Origin of the sequence: uncultured Actinomyces sp. (assembly GCF_963526355.1) — a bacterium.
GTDB lineage: Bacteria > Actinomycetota > Actinomycetes > Actinomycetales > Actinomycetaceae > Actinomyces.
Map to the genome: position 1 here is coordinate 1 of NZ_CAUROW010000003.1, position 15402 is coordinate 15402.

A 15402-nucleotide genomic window follows, 5' to 3' on the forward strand; every position below is an offset into this window, starting at 1 on the left:
GCAGACGCAGGTCGAGGGCCTCGGGGGCCTTGGAGGAGGTCGCGTGCGCATGTCGCCTGCGGCGTCGGAGCCGGTCCTGGCGCAGGCGCTCACAGAGCGCGGGGTCGTCCCACGGGGCCCGGGAGTCGGTGACAGCGGAGGCGGCACTCATACAGAGGCCTGTTCTCGCAGGGCCTCGAGCTTGGCCTGACCGATGCCGGGGACATCGGTGAGCGCGTCAACGCTGGCGAAGGGTCCATGGGAGTCGCGGTACTCCACGATCCGTTGGGCCAGGGCCGGGCCAATACCGGGAAGCTTCTCCAGTTCAGATGTCGAGGCCGTGTTGATATTGACCGACCCTGAGGAGCCACCGCCATCGGGCCTTCCAGAAGCCGCGCTCGTTCCGGAGCCGGCGGCCCCGGCGGACTGGGGTGCAGGATCGGGCAGGACCTCGCCGACGCGCGGCACCCGGATCTGCTCGCCGTCAGTCAGGACTCGAGCGAGGTTGAGCTGCTCGGCGTCCGCGTCCGGAGCGGCTCCCCCAGCGGCATTGATGGCGTCGGTAACGCGGCTGCCTGTCCCCAGGATCACAACACCCGGCCTGGTCACCGCCCCGGTGACATGGATGACGACGCTGCTGGCGCCGGCCCTCGGTCCCCCCGGAGCGTGTCCTCCCGGGCCTGTAGCCGTACCCGCGATCGGCCCAGCGGTGGATACGGCGGCCGAGGGACGCGCCGCAGCGGTGGTCCCGGCTGCGGCCGGAATCGATTCGCCGCCGGCCGCGGTGGAGGTCATCACGGCCCGTAGTGCCAGGACGACGGCCAGGATAAGGAGAACGGAGCCGGCGACGACGGCGGCTCTCGGTGCGATCGCCAGACGGCGCGGCCGACGCACAGGCTCCTCGGGGTCGGTCGAGCACGCCAGACGCACAAGGTCGTCCAGGGACCGGTTCCCGGTGCTTCTCCTGACGCCCATGCCTCCGACGCTAAGAGCTGGAGCTGGTCCCCGCACAGTCGCCCCGTCTGCCTTGTGGAGAGCACTCGCAACCGGCTGCCTGTGGCAACCGGACGTCGTCGTGTCCGATAGTGAACATCGGCAACGGGGTGGAACGCGGCGTCGCGCCGCACTCAGCGGGACTGGAGGTCGGGAGCCACGGCGATGCCAAGGGCTCCGGGGCCCACATGGGTACGGGTCGCTTCGTCAACCGGGAGTGTGAGGATCTCGCTGACAATGGCGCCGGCCTCCTCCATGGCCTCGCGCAGACCGCTCTCGAGCTGCGCCAGCATGTCGGCATCGTCGCCCTGGATGGCCAGACGCACCGGGTCGGCGGGGCGCCTTGGGCCGGACAGGGCGGTTCCGCCAGCAGCACGGACGGCCTGCGCGATGAGGTGGCGCCTGGCGCGGGCCGCGCCGCGCACGGTCTCCGCAGCCCGGATCCCGTCGCGGGTGAGGGCCAGGACCGGCCGGATTCCGAGGACACCGTCGAGGCGAGCGGTGGTGCGATCGATCCGCCCGGAGCGGGCCAGCCGGCCCAGGTCGTCCACGACGAAGAGCTGGCAGGAACGGGCAGTGCTGGCCTGAGCCAGAGCCGCGCCACGCCGAGCGTCATGGGCGCGCGCGGCGGCAAGCACCGCGAGTCCCAGGGCACCCGAGCTGGTGCCGGAGTCGACGACACGCAGCCACTGCGGCCTGCGACGAACCGTATTCGTTACCCGCCCAGTCCCGGTGTGCCCCACGTCACCGGAGAGCTCGGCCTCGATCTGGGCCGCGGCGGTACGGGCGTTTTCCAAGGTGCCGGACAACGCCGAGGAGATATGGATGGCCAGGACCTCCTCGGCCCGTCGCGCTGCGCGGCGATAGGCGTCCACCAGTTCCTGAACGCTTGGACGTGACGTGGTTCCGGGCGCTCCGTCCTCACCGGGCACGGCGTGGAGCGGAACCACCTCGATCGCACGACCGCGCACCAGGGGCTCCGTCAGGCAAGCGGCCGAATCGGTGACGACGGCGAGCGACATGCCGTCTACCCTATCGGCTTTCCCTGCGCTCGCCGGCCAGGCGGTGCCAGTCGAAACCGGCTACCGGGTTCCATCTGTCAGGCGCTGCGGGAGGCGATGAGATCGGTGTAGAGGGCGACGAGCCGTTCGGTCACCGCCTCGGAGTCGAATTGCCGGGCCACCTTCAAGGCGCCGTCGGACAGCTCGGCGAGCCGGGACTCATCGGACAGCAGCGAGGCCAAGACCCGGGCGAAGTCCTCCCCCTCGATCCCGTCGGTGAGGATCGCGTTGTACTCGGTGAGGCACTCAGTCATCCGCTCGTCGCAGTAGACGATGGGCAGCCCGGAGGCGGCGGCCTCCAGGAACACCATGGGCTGGTTGTCGAAGTGGTAGGAGGCCAGGGAGAAGACGTCGGCCTGCTTGAGCAGGGCGGCCACCTCCTCGGGCGAGCACTGCCCGGCAAGTATCACCCGGTCGGCGACTCCGAGGGCCTCGGCGCGTAGGCACAACTCTTCCTGGGAAGGACCGGGCCCTACCAGCACCAGCTTGACCGGCATGTCGGCCAGGTAAGGCATGGCCTCAATGAGTGTCATCTGCCGTTTCTCGGGGCTGAGGCGCGCCACACAGATGATGATCTTCTCACCGGAGGCCTTGGGGACCGGAGAGTCGGCGGCGTTGGCCCGGCGGTAGCGACCGGAGTCCAGGCCGTTGGGCAGCACTATGCAGGGAGCGGCCAGTCCACCATCATCGATGAGGATCCGGGCCAGGTGCTTGGAGGGCGACAGGCAGGCGTCGCACTTGTTGGCGAAGGCCGCCGTCAACCGCCACCCCTGACGGGACAGGGCCATCTTCATATCACGCCGGTTGAGGTGCTTGATGGAGTTGCGACGAACCCGGGGAAGAACCGGCATCGACTTGAGCGCCACGGGGAAGGCGACGGAGAGAGCCAGCAGGCCGGAAATCACGGCCAACGGGTAGTCGTCGATGAGCTCGGTGTAGAGGGTGTGGATGGTGGTGACGTGAGGGATGTTCTGACGCTTTGCCACCCAGTGGGCCAGGACGCCCAGGCTGAACTGGGTCTGGCTGTGGACGATGTCGAAGTCGTAGGCGTCGAAGCGCTTGGCCAGACCGGGGTAGATGGTGGCGACCTCGCGGCTGTCGAAGACGTAGTAGCGCGAGGAGGGCAGGCGGATGACATGGTCGTCGGTCTCCTCGTAGCCCTCGGCCTTGGGAGCCACCACATAGACCTCATGGCCCATACCCTCCAAGGCCGCCCGGAAGGTGGCTGTGGAAGTGGCCACACCATGGACGGAAGGCAGGTAGTCGTCGATGAAGAAGGCGATCCGCATGATGCTCATCCGATCCTGTCGGCTGGAAGTGGCGGCAACCCGCCCCACGAGGGCGGCACATCCGGGCGTGACGACGGACGGGACAACATAGGGGCGCACAGACCTCGTGGCAGGGGACGGGTGGAGGGTACGGAGCCGGACGCGTGGTCACGAAGACTTCCGATCTCAGAGGCTACCCTGTCTGCCACGTTCTCGCCGCCCACAGGGCCCGAAACCACATAAAGACCGTTTTCTTTCCATTTCTCCTGCTCACCAGCGCCTTGGTGCCCGTGAGACCCCTATGACCGAAGTCCTCGGAGCCCCCTCCTCGCCCCTCCCTGATCCGAGGGCACGTCAGGCTTCCGACACGCCAGGATCAGCGCCCTGACAGGGGCGGCGTTTACGATGACATCATGACCGACTCCGCTGAGATCGCACGCCTCAAAGCCGAGGCCGCTCAGGCCGCCGCCGAAGCCGCCACAGCCAAGGCCGCCGCTGCTCAAGCCGCCCTCGACGCCGCAATCGCCTCCTCCAGTCCCGTCTCCACTGAAACCGTCCCGGTCATGGAGCCGGCCGACGCCGTCACCCCCGCCGACTCCGCACAGCCCGCCGCTCCCGCGCAGGCGCCGGCGCAGGAAACCCCCGCAGCACAGGATCAGGCAGAGGCCGAGCCTGACGCCGAGGAGACCGGCTACACCGCCGACGTCCGCGCCGGCTACAGCTTCTCCTCCCCCACCCTGGCAGTGGGCACTTACCTCGACACGCTCTCCGGCGGCGAGCCCGCTGCGGTCAAGGGTCTATCGGTCGGCATCCCTCTGGGGCTGCTCAACCGGCACGCGCTGGTGGCCGGCGCGACCGGGACCGGCAAGACCCGCACGCTCCAGCTCCTGGCCGAGGGCCTGTCCAGTGCTGGCGTCCCAGTGTTCCTCGCCGACGTCAAGGGAGACCTGACCGGCCTCGCCGAGGCAGGCGCCTCCAACGACAAGATCGTCTCCCGGATCGGCTCCACCGGTCAGGACTGGAAGGGCCAGTCCTTCCCCATCGAACTGTTCAACCTCGGCGGGTCGGACTCCGGCGCCGGCATCAGCGGCACCCCGATCCGCACGACGGTCACCGAGTTCGGGCCGATCCTGCTCTCGCGGGTCCTGGGCCTCAACGACACGCAGGCCTCCGCCCTCCAGCTCGTCTTCCACTGGGCGGACGGCCAGGGGCTGGCCCTGCTGGACCTCAAGGACCTGCGCGCCGTCGTCGACTACCTGACGAACACGGAGGCCGGTAAGGAGGAGCTCAAGACCATCGGTGGGGTCTCGGCCGCGACGGCCGGGGTCATCCTGCGTGAGATCGCGGCGCTGGAGGCCGCCGGCGGCGAGGCCTTCTTCGGCGAGCCGGCGCTCGACGTACGTGACCTCATGCGGGTCTCGCCCGACGGGCGGGGCGTCATCTCAGCACTGGAGCTGGCCGACATCCAGTCCCAGGGCACGCTGTTCTCCACCTTCCTCATGTGGCTGCTCGCCGAGCTCTTCGAGACGCTGCCGGAGGTGGGCGACCCGGACAAGCCCACCATGGTGTTCTTCTTCGATGAGGCCCACCTGCTGTTCTCCGGCGCCTCGAAGGCCTTCCTGGAGGCCGTGGTGCGCACGGTGCGGCTCATCCGCTCCAAGGGCGTGGGCATCGTCTTCATCACCCAGTCCCCCACGGATGTTCCCGACGAGGTCCTGGCCCAACTCGGCAGCCGGGTCCAGCACGCCCTGCGCGCCCACACCCCGGCCGACGCCGCCAACCTCAAGAAGGCGGTCTCCACCTTCCCGGTCAGCCCTGTCGACCTCAGCCGGGTGCTCACGTCGCTGGGAACCGGCCAGGCCGTCATCAGCGTCCTGGACGAGAAGGGGCGCCCGGCCCCGGTGGCCCCGGTGGTCGTCAACGTGCCCGCCGCCGTCATGGGGCCGGCCCAGGACGGCACCGTCAACCAGGTGCTGGGCTCCTCACCGCTCAAGTCCAAGTACGCCACCGGGGTGGACAACGAGTCCGCCTACGAACTGCTGGCCCAGCGGGTCCAGGCCGACGCCGAGGCAGCGCAGGCCGCCCGAGCCGCCGAGCAGGCCGCCAAGGAGCAGGCCAAGGCCGACGCCGCCGCCCAGAAGGCCCTGGAGAAAGAGGCCGCCCGCCAGGCGGCTCAGCGTCAGAAGGAGGCCGAGCGCCTGGAGCGCGAGGCCGTCAAGGAGGCCCAGCGCCGCCAGCGCGAGGCGGAGAAGGCCGCCGAGCGCCGCCAGCGGGAGATCGAGAAGACCATCGGCTCCGTGGGCCGTCAGATCACCCGCGAGATCACGCGCTCCATCTTCGGCACGCTCAGGCGCCGCTGAGCACCGACTCAAGCAGAGCGAAGGGGCCGCACCAAACCATCTCGGTTCGTGCAGCCCCTCGTGCTGTTCCTCGGCTACTCAACCATGACTGTGAACGACGCCGTCGGAGAGCCCGCCCCGGTCACTCGGGGACGATGCTCACCAGCTCGGGGCCCGGACGATCACCGTGCGTGTGCCCCGCCCGTCCAGGGTGCGGATAATGCCGGGGTCGACCTCGAGACGGTCGTTGGCCTTGCCCTTGACCTAGATGATGCAGGTGACCTTGTCAGCCGCCAGCGGCGCCTCAGCGGTCACGACCGGGAAGGCCTTGCGGTCCGGCGGGTACCGCGTTGGCCACGCCGTTGATTCGACGAGCACGACAGAACAGGCTCCTGCATGTCACCGCCCAACGTCCGGTAGCGGATTGGGAATGGGCGACGGGTTGAGACGAACCCAGGCGACAGCGAGTTCACTGACTCGGTCGATGGCATATTCGTCGTAAGCCGCCTGTCGCAACGCCGCCAGGTGCTGGCGGACCTCAGCTAACTCACCGGCAGGCAAAGACACACCGGAGCCGAGAATACCGGACAGCCCATCGACCAGTCTCTCATATGCCCTATCCCAGTTTCCCCCGCCGTTGTGGAGGATCTCGTAACTGATCCGCCCACCAATACGAATCGCTTCACCCTGAGCAGTTTTAGCACGCCCAGAGAGGGGAACCAAAGAATCCCATAGCGCCCCAAACGCCTTCTTCCAGTCTCCTGCGGGAACCACGATAGGACTGATTCCATCATGAAACTTGATAGGAGCGACAGGATCAACACCGCAGATCTCAAATAGACGATCTATCGCTCGCCCTGCTTCTGTAATTCTCTCGCTGCGCAGACCTTTAGCGAGCGCGCGTTGGTGATCCTTACTCATCTCTCGAAGCAACGGTGCCTCAGCGCCGGTAGGGCGCGCCCCGGCTGCAATAAGTCGCTCGATGACGTTGAGCGCGTGCAGCGGTGGAGGTTCTCTACTGAGCGCCAGATAGATGGCACTGTATTCATCCCCGCTCCAGCCCCGTTTGTGCTTCGTTGCATCGGCCCCGGAATCAAGAAGGATATCGATCGCCTTCAGGTAGCAGTGACTTGCAGCAACAAGCAAGGGGGTCACTCCCTTGGGATTCGCGGCCTCGATGTCGGCGCCCAGATCCAACAGCAAAGGAATCTGGTCATATTCTCCATGAGAAACACGACAGTGCAAAGGCCGGTCACCGAAACGGTTCTCAGCATTGATGTCCTCACCGCGCTCAACGAGCCAGCGAACCACTTCGTTCGAGCACGGGGTGAGATGCAGCACCGTACTCCTCGAATAATCTCGCGTCCGAGCACCGATCTCATACCTGGAAAGTGTGGCCGATATTTGCTCCAGGTCGCCGCCAGATAAAAGATCGGCGATCCCTTCAGGAAGAGTCTTCCGCAGCCTCACCATTCGCATCCCCTCATGATGTCCTGCCTAGTCACTCGGGAACGATACTCACCAGCTTGGGGGCGCGGACGATCACCTTGCGAACACCGCGCCCGTCCAGGGTGCGGATGACGCCCGGGGCCGCCAGGGCCAACCTCTCCAACTCGGTCTCGGAGATACCGGGGTCGACCTCGAGGCGGTCACGGACCTTGCCCTTGACCTGGACGACACAGGTGACCTTCTCGGCGGCCAGGAGGGACTCGTCGGTCACGACCGGGAAGTCCTCGTGGGCCAGGGAGTGCTCGTGGCCCAGACGCTTCCAGATCTCCTCGGCGATGTGCGGGGCCACGGGCGCCGTCATGAGGACGAGGGCCTCGACGGCCTCACGCGGGACCACGCTCAGCCCGGTGAGGTGGTTGTTGAGGACGATGAGCTTGGCGATGGCCGTGTTCAGGCGCATCCCCTCGTAGTCCTCGCGCACGCCCACGATCGTCTTGGCCACGAGCCGGCGGGTCTCCTCGTCGGCGAACTCGTCGACCACCGTCAGCTCGCCGGTGGTCTCGTCGACGACGTTGCGCCACAGGCGCTGCAGGAAGCGCTGACTGCCGGCGACGGCGCGGGTGTCCCACGGGCGGTCGGCGTCCAGCGGCCCCATGCTCATCTCGTAGACGCGGAAGGTGTCGGCGCCGTAGGCCTCGTACATGTCGTCGGGAGTGACGATGTTCTTCAGGGACTTGCCCATCTTGCCGTACTCGCGGCGCACCGGCTGCCCCTGCCACAGGTAGCTGGTGGTGCCGTCCTCGGCGGTGACCTCCTCGACCTCGTCGGCGGGCACATACTGGCCACGAGCATCGGTGTAGGCGTAGGCCTGAACGTAACCCTGGTTGAAGAGGCGGTGGTAGGGCTCGGAGGAGGAGACGTGACCCAGGTCGAACAGGACCTTGTGCCAGAAGCGCGCGTAGAGCAGGTGCAGGACGGCGTGCTCGACGCCGCCGACGTACAGGTCGGTGCCGCCGGAGGTGTTGCCGGCCTCGGGGCGCGGCCCCATCCAGTAGGCCTCGTTGGCCGGGTCGACGAGCGCATTGTCATCGGTGGGGTCGATGTAGCGCATCTCGTACCAGCACGAGCCGGCCCACTGCGGCATCGTGTTGGTCTCGCGATAGTACGTCCGGGGGCCGTCGCCCAGGTCGAGCTCGACCTCGACCCACTCGGTGGCCTTGCCCAGCGGCGGCTCCGGGGATGAGTCGGCATCGTCGGGGTCGTAGGAGCGCGGCGAGTAGTCGGTGACCTCGGGCAGCTCGACCGGCAGCATCGACTCGGGCAGTGCGTGGACGCCGCCGTCCTCGTCCCACACGATCGGGAAGGGCTCGCCCCAGTAGCGCTGGCGGGAGAAGAGCCAGTCGCGCAGGCGGTAGGTGACCGCGCCGCGGCCGGCGCCCTTGGCCTCCAGCCAGCCGATCATGGTGGCCTTGGCCTCGTCCTTGCTCATGCCGTTGATGTCCAGGTCGCCCTGGGCGGAGTTCACGACGACACCGTCACCGGTGTAGGCCTGGGCGGTCAGGTCGACGCCGTGGGGGTCATCGGCCGGGCCGATGGTCTGGATGATGTCGACGTCGTACTTGGTGGCGAAGGCGTAGTCGCGCTCGTCGTGAGCGGGCACGGCCATGATGGCGCCGGTCCCGTACCCCATGAGGACGTAGTCGGCCACGAAGACCGGCACCTTCGCGTCATTGACGGGGTTGATGCCGAAGAAGCCGGTGAAGACACCGGTCTTGACCCGGCCCTCGTCGGTGCGCTCGACGTCCGATGTCGCCGCGGCCCGGGCACGGTAGGCGGACACGGCCTCGGCCGGGGTCGCGTAGCCGCCGGTCCAGGCCTCCTTGGTGCCCTCGGGCCAGGCGGCCGGGACGGTCAGGGCCGCGGCGTCGTCGGCAATCTGGGTCTCGGTGCGCACCGAGCCGGAGGACTCGACGCCTCCCAGCATGGGGTGCTCGGGGGCCACCACCATGAAGGTGGCGCCGAAGAGGGTATCGGGGCGGGTGGTGTAGACGCTCAGCGACGCGTCCTGACCTGCCCCGGGTACGGCGAAGGTCACCTCGGAGCCCTCGGAGCGGCCGATCCAGTTGCGCTGCATGAGCTTGACCTTCTCGGGCCAGTCCACGGTGTCCAGGTCCTCGGCGAGGCGGTCGCCGTAGGCGGTGATGCGCATCATCCACTGGCGCAGGCTGCGCTTGAAGACGGGGTAGTTGCCGCGCTCGGAGCGGCCCTCGGCGGTGACCTCCTCGTTGGCCAGCACCGTGCCCAGGCCGGGGCACCAGTTGACGGGTGCGTTGGAGACGTAGGCCAGGCGGAAGGAGTCGATGACCTCGGCCTGCTCGGCGCCACTCAGGCCGGCCCAGCCGCGGCCGCCGGGGACGGGGACCTGGCCGGAGGCGAGCTTGTCGCGCAGCTCGGACACCGGCCGGGCCGCGCCCTTGCCGCGGCCGTCGCGGCGCGGGGCCTCGGGGTCGAACCAGGAGTTGAAGACCTGCAGGAAGATCCACTGGGTCCAGCGCACGTAGTCGACATCGATGGTGGCCAGGGAGCGGCGCGGGTCGTGGGACAGGCCCAGGCGACGCAGCTGGCGGCGCATGTTGGCGATGTTGGCCTCGGTGGAGATGCGCGGGTGCTGGCCGGTGGTGACGGCGTACTGCTCGGCGGGCAGGCCGAAGGCGTCGTAGCCCATCGTGTACAGGACGTTCTTACCGGTCATGCGGGTGAAGCGGGCAACGACGTCGGTGGCGATGTAACCCAGCGGGTGACCCACGTGCAGGCCCTTGCCGGAGGGGTAGGGGAACATGTCCAGCAGGAAGTACTTCTCCTTGTCCGCCCCGGGGCCTGCCAGGGCGCCGACGGGGTTGTCGGCGTTGAAGGTGCCCTCGGCCTCCCAGCGGTCCTGCCAGGCGGTCTCGATGGAGTCCGCCAGGGCCGCCGTGTAGCGGTAAGGGGTGTCGGACTCGCCCGGTGCGGTTCTCTCTGACATCGCAGCAGCGCTCTTTTCCTACTCGTGCTTCCTGGTGCTGGGGCACAGCCTATCGCCCGGCGACAGTGGGGCCCGACGGCGTCTGCTCCCCGGGCGGGCGAGACCGGTCACGTCGGTGGAACCCACTGCAGCCGCGGCATAGGCCCTCAATGTCTACCAATATCGACGTTTTCTTCATAGGCGACACGTATACGTGTCGCCTATGAAGAAAACGTCGATTCAGTGCGTCGTTACACTGCCGAGCTGTCCAGCCTCGCGGGCACGAACTCACCCCAGCCGTCCTCGACGAGGCCGGCCCGCAGGCGCTCCATGGCGGCGTCGAGCTCGGGTCCCTCGGGGTGGCGGGCAGAGGAGAAGGACAGGTCCTCCTCGGAGCGGATTGGCAGCACATGAAGGTGCAGGTGGTCGATCCCGTAGCCGGCCACGATGAGCCCGGCCCTGGGCGCCTCGAAGACGCGCACCTGCGCGGCACCGATGCGCTTGGCGACCACAGCCAGGTGCGCCACCACGTCGTCGGGCGCATCGATGTAGGAGTCGACCTCGACCCGCGGAACCACCAGGACGTGCCCGTCGGTGTGCGGCTCAATGGTGGCGAAGGCGACGCAGACCTCGTCCGCCCACACGAAACGGCCGGGGATCTCACCCTTGATGATCTTGGTGAAAATCGTGCTCATGACCCCATTGTCCCCCAGCCCCGCCCGGATCCGTCCAGATTCATACAGGCGGCGATCCTGATCAGGCCAGCAGCCACAGGGAGCCGTCGGGGATGATGGCCTCCGGTGCTCCCCCGGGCGGCGCCCCGCCGCGCGAGGCCTCCGGGTCCAGCAGGGCGATGACGGTCGCCCGCCGGCGCTTGCCACCCTCCTTGGCGGGTGCCACGGTGCCGCGGTCGCGGATCCGCACCCGGCTGTCCAGCCCGATACCCGCCCGCGCCAGACGGCGCAGCGTCTCGGAGTCGTCCTGGATCCGTCCGACGACGCCGTCGGACCCCACTGGCCGGGTCTCCAGGCGCACCAGGTCGGGCACGACGAGCCGACCATCCGCCGTAGGGATCGGGTCCCCGTGCGGGTCTCGTGTGGGATGCCCCAGGACCGCGTCGAGCCGTTCCAGCAGCCGCTCGGAGACGGCGTGCTCGAGTTCCTCGGCCTCGGCGTGCACCTCGTCCCAGCCGAAGTCGAGTTGAGTGACCAAGTAGGTCTCCAGAATGCGGTGACGGCGGATCATGCCCATGGCCCGACGCCTGCCCTCCTCGGATAGGGTGACGGCCCTGTAGGGCTCATGGATGAGCAGCCCCTCGTCCACCAGACGGGCCACGTTCTCCGAGGCGGTCGACGGCGCCACCTCCATGCGCTTGGCCAGGCCGGTGATGGAGGCACCCGCCCCGCCCCACTCGCAGGCGGCCCACACGACCTTGAGGTAGTCCTGGGTGACGGTCGAGTCCCCCACCACCGACGGCTTCCAGGCGGATCCGGTCGAGTCCGTCCTGCTCACGGGCGACGTCACCCGAACACCTTCGCCAGCTGGCTGCCGAAAGCGATGATGATGGTGATGACGACCGCCAGGTACATCGCCGTCATGATCCACCAGCGGGCCCTGAGCAGGTCGAGGGCCAGGTTGTCTCGCAGCCCCAGGTGCCCACCGGCCGCGGTCCAGGCCCAGGAGTGGGCGGCCACCGGGATGGTGACGGACCAGATGACCATGCAGAACGGGCAGAGCTTGCCGAAGGTCATGATGGAGACGGACAGGAACCAGATGACGAAGGCGATCCCTCCCAGGCTGCCGGCGCTCAGCCCCCACCACATCCACCGCGGCAGGCGCGCGCCGCTGAACAGGGCCGCTCCGATCGCAGCCAAGGCACCGAAGGCGATGCCCCCGACGAAGGAGTTCGGCACCCCCAGAAGGTTGCCCTGCCACACATTGAGGGAGTCTCCGCAGGACACCAAGGGACTAACATCACAGATCAGATCCGCATCCGGGTTGCGCAGCAGATCCAGTTGAGCGCTGATGAGCTCCCAACAGGCGACGATCCCGATGAGCCCGCACACGATGAGCAGTCCGCCGAAGCCTCGCTCGGCCCCGGAGCGGCGCAACCAGGCGGGCGAGCCGGCAGGGCCGTCATCGGTGTTACGTCGAGTACGCCGGTCGAGCTCCCGCTCGGGGGCCGACCCCAGATAGGCCTCGAGCTCGGCCTCGCTCATCTCGTCGATCTCGGCATCTGTGGGCATGCGCGACATCGTCAGTCTCCTCACCGGGTGCGCGTCACGAGTTCTTCTAGTGGTCTGACTATCAGAGTAAGAGCGTATGCCACAACGGACCGCCTGTGCCCTACCCGTCCGAGAACCCGTTCTGGTCCTGCGGCTCGGCGCCCTCCTGCGGCTCCCTCCCCTCCTCAGACTCGGCCGGCACCTCGCTCGGCGACTGCTCCGAGGAGACCGACGCCGAGGCACCGGGAGTCGAAGACATGATCGCCGTCTCCTGCCCCGGGGGGAGGCCCGGAACCGGCCGCCACGCCCCCACCGTCACCGAGGCATCGGGGTGGAGAATGACCGCGCGCCAGGCCACCAGCGCACCCGTGGCATCGAAGGACAGAACGTGGAGGAAGGCGTCCTCCGTCACCGAACCGAGCGAGGTTCCGCCCTTACCGGCCCCGGAGATGATCCCGGAGACGGGCCCACCGGTCCGGGGGCTGATCGCCGTAGTCATCCCTCGCTCAGCGTGGACGTGCCCGGCCAGGAGCAGCGGCGCGCAGCCCTCCTTCATGAGGGGATCGAAGGCGGCCGGCTGATGGATGAGGATGACGTCGACCGGTGTGCGCTCACAGCTGACCTTGGCCAGGCGGGCAGCGATCTGCTCGGTGGTCTCATCGCTGCGTGGTCTGGTGCCCGCCGCCGTCGTACGTTCGGCGTCATCATCACCGAGGACTGAGATTCCGGCGACATTCTGGACCGAGCCGTCGGTAACGGTCCATCCTTGGGAGCGCAGGTGGGCGGCTGTGGCGTCGGAATCGTGGTTGCCGATAGTGGCGACCTTCGCCGTCGATCCCGGTACCGCCTGGGTCAGCGCATCGACACACACCCGCTCCGGGGCGGAGCCGGTCATGGTCAGGTCGCCGTCATCCATGTGGACGTCCGCACCGGAGAGCTGATCGAGGACTCCGGAGAAGGCGATGACGTCGAGGTTGCAGTGCAGATCGGTGGTGAGCACAGCCGTCTTGCGGCCACGCTCGGGAACCGAGCGGGCCCCCGTCACTGGAGGCGCCGTGACCGAAGGTGATGCGGGGGCCGACGGCATCGCAGATGTCGTCAGGGAATCGGGGGGCGGGAAGGTCTCTTCCTGCGGCGGCGGACCGGCCTCCACCACGACCTTCGCGGAGGAGGCCTGAAGCCGCGCCTGAAGATCCCCGGTATCCACTTCTCCGTCGACGGCGGTGATGTCCACAAGACCATCGGTCTGCTCGGCGGTCTTCCAGGCGATACGCAGGTTGGTGTCCGCCTTGGCGTAGAAGTCCTTGTTGGTTTCGACGAAGGAGCGCGCCTTGGGGCCGTAGGCAGTGACCACGTCGGCGATGCGTCCTGAGAATCGGGCCCGGGCCAGTGGGGTGCCCTCAAGGACGGACAGGGTGGAGCCGTACGCGGCGTCCGTGCGCATCGCCGGGACCAGCAGGGAGGTCACGGTGGCTGTAGTCACTGAGACCACCACGATCATCGCCCAGCGGTGCGAGGCGCCGGCGCGGACCGTTTCGCGCAGGGGCTTCGTCCGAGCCAGGCGCCAGGCGGCCACGCAGCACAGGAAGATCGCCTCAACGACCCCGGCCCGGCGCAGGGCGTCACCGGCCAGGCCGTGGAGGCCCTGCCGGATCGTCAGGTCGGGATGGGAGACGAGGGAGAGATAGGAGGCCGCGTCGGAGGACAGTGAACGCCCCACGCTGGCTGCATCGGCGGCGTCGGGAGCCGGGTCGCCGGGGATCTCGCCCAGGACCACCTTGAGGCCGAGGACTCCCGCGGGCGATTCCATCGAGGCGGTCCCCAGTGGCCCGAGGTCGAGCGTGATGCTGGAGTCCAGGGTCGTCGACCAGGTCGCCTCATGGGGACCGACCGGCGCTGAGGCCGTCGCCGTGGACAGCCCCAGGAGGAGGGAGACCAGGCCGGAGGCCAGGATCATCGCCGTCGTGCCAATGGCCGTACGGGTGCCTGAGCAACGCCGACGCCACCAGGTCCGCAGAGACAACGGCACCGTGACGACCCGGACGCAGCGGTCACGGGCGGCCGTCAACACGCCGCGCCACGGGCCGGCGGCATCAGAGCGCGTATCGGAATCCGAGCGTGTCACTGCCCACCTCAGGGACGGCCCCCCAGGGACACCCGGGTGACGTGGTCCTCACTGTACTCCTGGGAGGCGATGAAGCTCGCCAGGGAGGTGACGTAGGTAACGGTATCCTGCCACCCACCCACGGCCTGGCAGGGAACGCCCAGGGCCTTGACCGGGTAGTCGTTGCCCTCGGGGTCCAGGCGGTCACCGATGAAGAGCATCTCCTCCAGCGCGATCCCGGTGACCTCGGCCAGGCGCTTCATGCCGTAGGCCTTGTCGACCCCCTTGAGGGTGATGTCCACGCTCGTGGAACCGCCGGAGCGAACCTCCAGCTCCGGCAGGAGCGGGGCGACGGCGTCGCGCAGTGCGGCTTTCCTCTCCCCCGTGGGGTCCCAGGCGCGTTTGGCCTCCAGAGGGGCGTCCTGCCCCAGGGCGGAGAAGGTGATCTGGCTGCCACGGTCCTCCAGGATGTCACCCCAGGTCCGCTCCTCCCACAGGCCGAGCCGGCGCGCCTGAGCCTCGACGATCTCGAAGCCGGCGCGGATCTGCTCGGGCGTGAGGTCATTGGCGTAGACCAGCCTCCAGGCGTCGGTTCCCCGACCGGCCTGGGAGGGATCGTAGGTGTAGTACCGCGTGCCGCAGGTGGGCATGAGGTGGAGCCGGGAGAGCTCGTCGGCGTCGGCGTCGAGGTGGGCCAGAACCTGGTCGCGGAACTGGCCCATCTGCCCCCCGGAGATGATGCAGACGGGGACGACGTCGAGCAGCCTCCTCAGCGCCGTGGCCATCGCGGGCGGCATGGCCGACTTCGAGGGTGCCAGCGTGTCATCGAGGTCGAAGGCCACCAGACGGGGCTGCTGAAGGCTCACATCAGTCTGAGTCATAGGCGTATTGTGGCTCATTCGGCTGAAGACCGGTCGAACCGGGGCCCGAACGGGTGGTGGAGTCAGTCTCTCTTCCCATCTGTCTTGTCAGTGGACGCCGAA

General features: G+C 68.3%; 11 protein-coding genes and 1 pseudogene. 1 reads left to right on the forward strand and 11 read right to left on the reverse strand.

Annotated features, from left to right (window positions below; all coding sequences use genetic code 11):
* Positions 1–147 precede the first annotated feature (147 nt).
* The 3 genes from RWR81_RS01695 to RWR81_RS01705 form a co-directional block, all read right to left on the reverse strand.
* On the reverse strand, positions 148–954 hold the full coding sequence (locus RWR81_RS01695; RefSeq protein WP_314453493.1) for a helix-hairpin-helix domain-containing protein: 807 nt from the start codon (positions 952–954) through the stop codon (positions 148–150).
* 152 nt (positions 955–1106) lie between these two features.
* Positions 1107–1994, reverse strand: a complete 888-nt coding sequence (locus tag RWR81_RS01700) for a DegV family protein (RefSeq protein WP_314453495.1) — start codon at positions 1992–1994, stop codon at positions 1107–1109.
* Positions 1995–2071: 77 nt separating this feature from the next.
* On the reverse strand, positions 2072–3331 hold the full coding sequence (locus RWR81_RS01705; RefSeq protein WP_314453498.1) for a glycosyltransferase: 1260 nt from the start codon (positions 3329–3331) through the stop codon (positions 2072–2074).
* Between the two features lie 383 nt (positions 3332–3714).
* Between RWR81_RS01705 and RWR81_RS01710 the strand changes: the two genes are divergently transcribed.
* Entirely contained in the window at positions 3715–5661 is a 1947-nt protein-coding gene (locus tag RWR81_RS01710) for a helicase HerA-like domain-containing protein (RefSeq protein WP_314453502.1), read from the forward strand.
* A gap of 121 nt (positions 5662–5782) precedes the next feature.
* Here the strand turns inward: RWR81_RS01710 and RWR81_RS13665 are convergent.
* From RWR81_RS13665 to RWR81_RS01745, 8 genes and pseudogenes are all read right to left on the reverse strand, one after another.
* A pseudogene (locus RWR81_RS13665) lies at positions 5783–5964 on the reverse strand (hypothetical protein); the annotation flags it as partial.
* 75 nt (positions 5965–6039) lie between these two features.
* Positions 6040–7119 carry an ankyrin repeat domain-containing protein gene (locus RWR81_RS01715; protein WP_314453505.1) on the reverse strand — a complete coding sequence of 360 codons (1080 nt, stop codon included), beginning with the start codon at positions 7117–7119 and terminating at the stop codon, positions 6040–6042.
* Positions 7120–7141: 22 nt separating this feature from the next.
* On the reverse strand, positions 7142–10111 hold the full coding sequence (locus tag RWR81_RS01720) for a class I tRNA ligase family protein (protein WP_314453507.1): 2970 nt from the start codon (positions 10109–10111) through the stop codon (positions 7142–7144).
* Positions 10112–10341: 230 nt separating this feature from the next.
* On the reverse strand, positions 10342–10785 hold the full coding sequence (locus tag RWR81_RS01725; RefSeq protein ID WP_314453510.1) for an HIT family protein: 444 nt from the start codon (positions 10783–10785) through the stop codon (positions 10342–10344).
* Between the two features lie 61 nt (positions 10786–10846).
* Complete coding sequence (locus tag RWR81_RS01730; RefSeq protein WP_314453711.1) at positions 10847–11560, reverse strand: metal-dependent transcriptional regulator; 714 nt, start codon at positions 11558–11560, stop codon at positions 10847–10849.
* Positions 11561–11610: 50 nt separating this feature from the next.
* Positions 11611–12345 (reverse strand): vitamin K epoxide reductase family protein, encoded by a 735-nt coding sequence (locus RWR81_RS01735; protein WP_314453513.1) that lies wholly within the window; start codon positions 12343–12345, stop codon positions 11611–11613.
* Between the two features lie 91 nt (positions 12346–12436).
* On the reverse strand, positions 12437–14272 hold the full coding sequence (locus tag RWR81_RS01740; protein ID WP_314453714.1) for a serine/threonine protein phosphatase: 1836 nt from the start codon (positions 14270–14272) through the stop codon (positions 12437–12439).
* A 176-nt stretch (positions 14273–14448) separates the two neighbouring features.
* Positions 14449–15300 (reverse strand): HAD hydrolase family protein, encoded by an 852-nt coding sequence (locus RWR81_RS01745; protein ID WP_314453516.1) that lies wholly within the window; start codon positions 15298–15300, stop codon positions 14449–14451.
* Between the last annotated feature and the right edge of the window lie 102 nt (positions 15301–15402).

What these genes read in the sequence shown, in the direction of transcription:
- RWR81_RS01695 (WP_314453493.1), bottom strand. Translation starts at nt 954, where the DNA reads ATGGGCGTCAGGAGAAGCACCGGGAACCGGTCCCTGGACGACCTTGTG.
- RWR81_RS01700 (WP_314453495.1), bottom strand. Translation starts at nt 1,994, where the DNA reads ATGTCGCTCGCCGTCGTCACCGATTCGGCCGCTTGCCTGACGGAGCCC.
- RWR81_RS01705 (WP_314453498.1), bottom strand. Translation starts at nt 3,331, where the DNA reads ATGAGCATCATGCGGATCGCCTTCTTCATCGACGACTACCTGCCTTCC.
- RWR81_RS01710 (WP_314453502.1), top strand. Translation starts at nt 3,715, where the DNA reads ATGACCGACTCCGCTGAGATCGCACGCCTCAAAGCCGAGGCCGCTCAG.
- RWR81_RS01715 (WP_314453505.1), bottom strand. Translation starts at nt 7,119, where the DNA reads ATGCGAATGGTGAGGCTGCGGAAGACTCTTCCTGAAGGGATCGCCGAT.
- RWR81_RS01720 (WP_314453507.1), bottom strand. Translation starts at nt 10,111, where the DNA reads ATGTCAGAGAGAACCGCACCGGGCGAGTCCGACACCCCTTACCGCTAC.
- RWR81_RS01725 (WP_314453510.1), bottom strand. Translation starts at nt 10,785, where the DNA reads ATGAGCACGATTTTCACCAAGATCATCAAGGGTGAGATCCCCGGCCGT.
- RWR81_RS01735 (WP_314453513.1), bottom strand. Translation starts at nt 12,345, where the DNA reads ATGTCGCGCATGCCCACAGATGCCGAGATCGACGAGATGAGCGAGGCC.
- RWR81_RS01740 (WP_314453714.1), bottom strand. Translation starts at nt 14,272, where the DNA reads ATGATCCTGGCCTCCGGCCTGGTCTCCCTCCTCCTGGGGCTGTCCACG.
- RWR81_RS01745 (WP_314453516.1), bottom strand. Translation starts at nt 15,300, where the DNA reads ATGACTCAGACTGATGTGAGCCTTCAGCAGCCCCGTCTGGTGGCCTTC.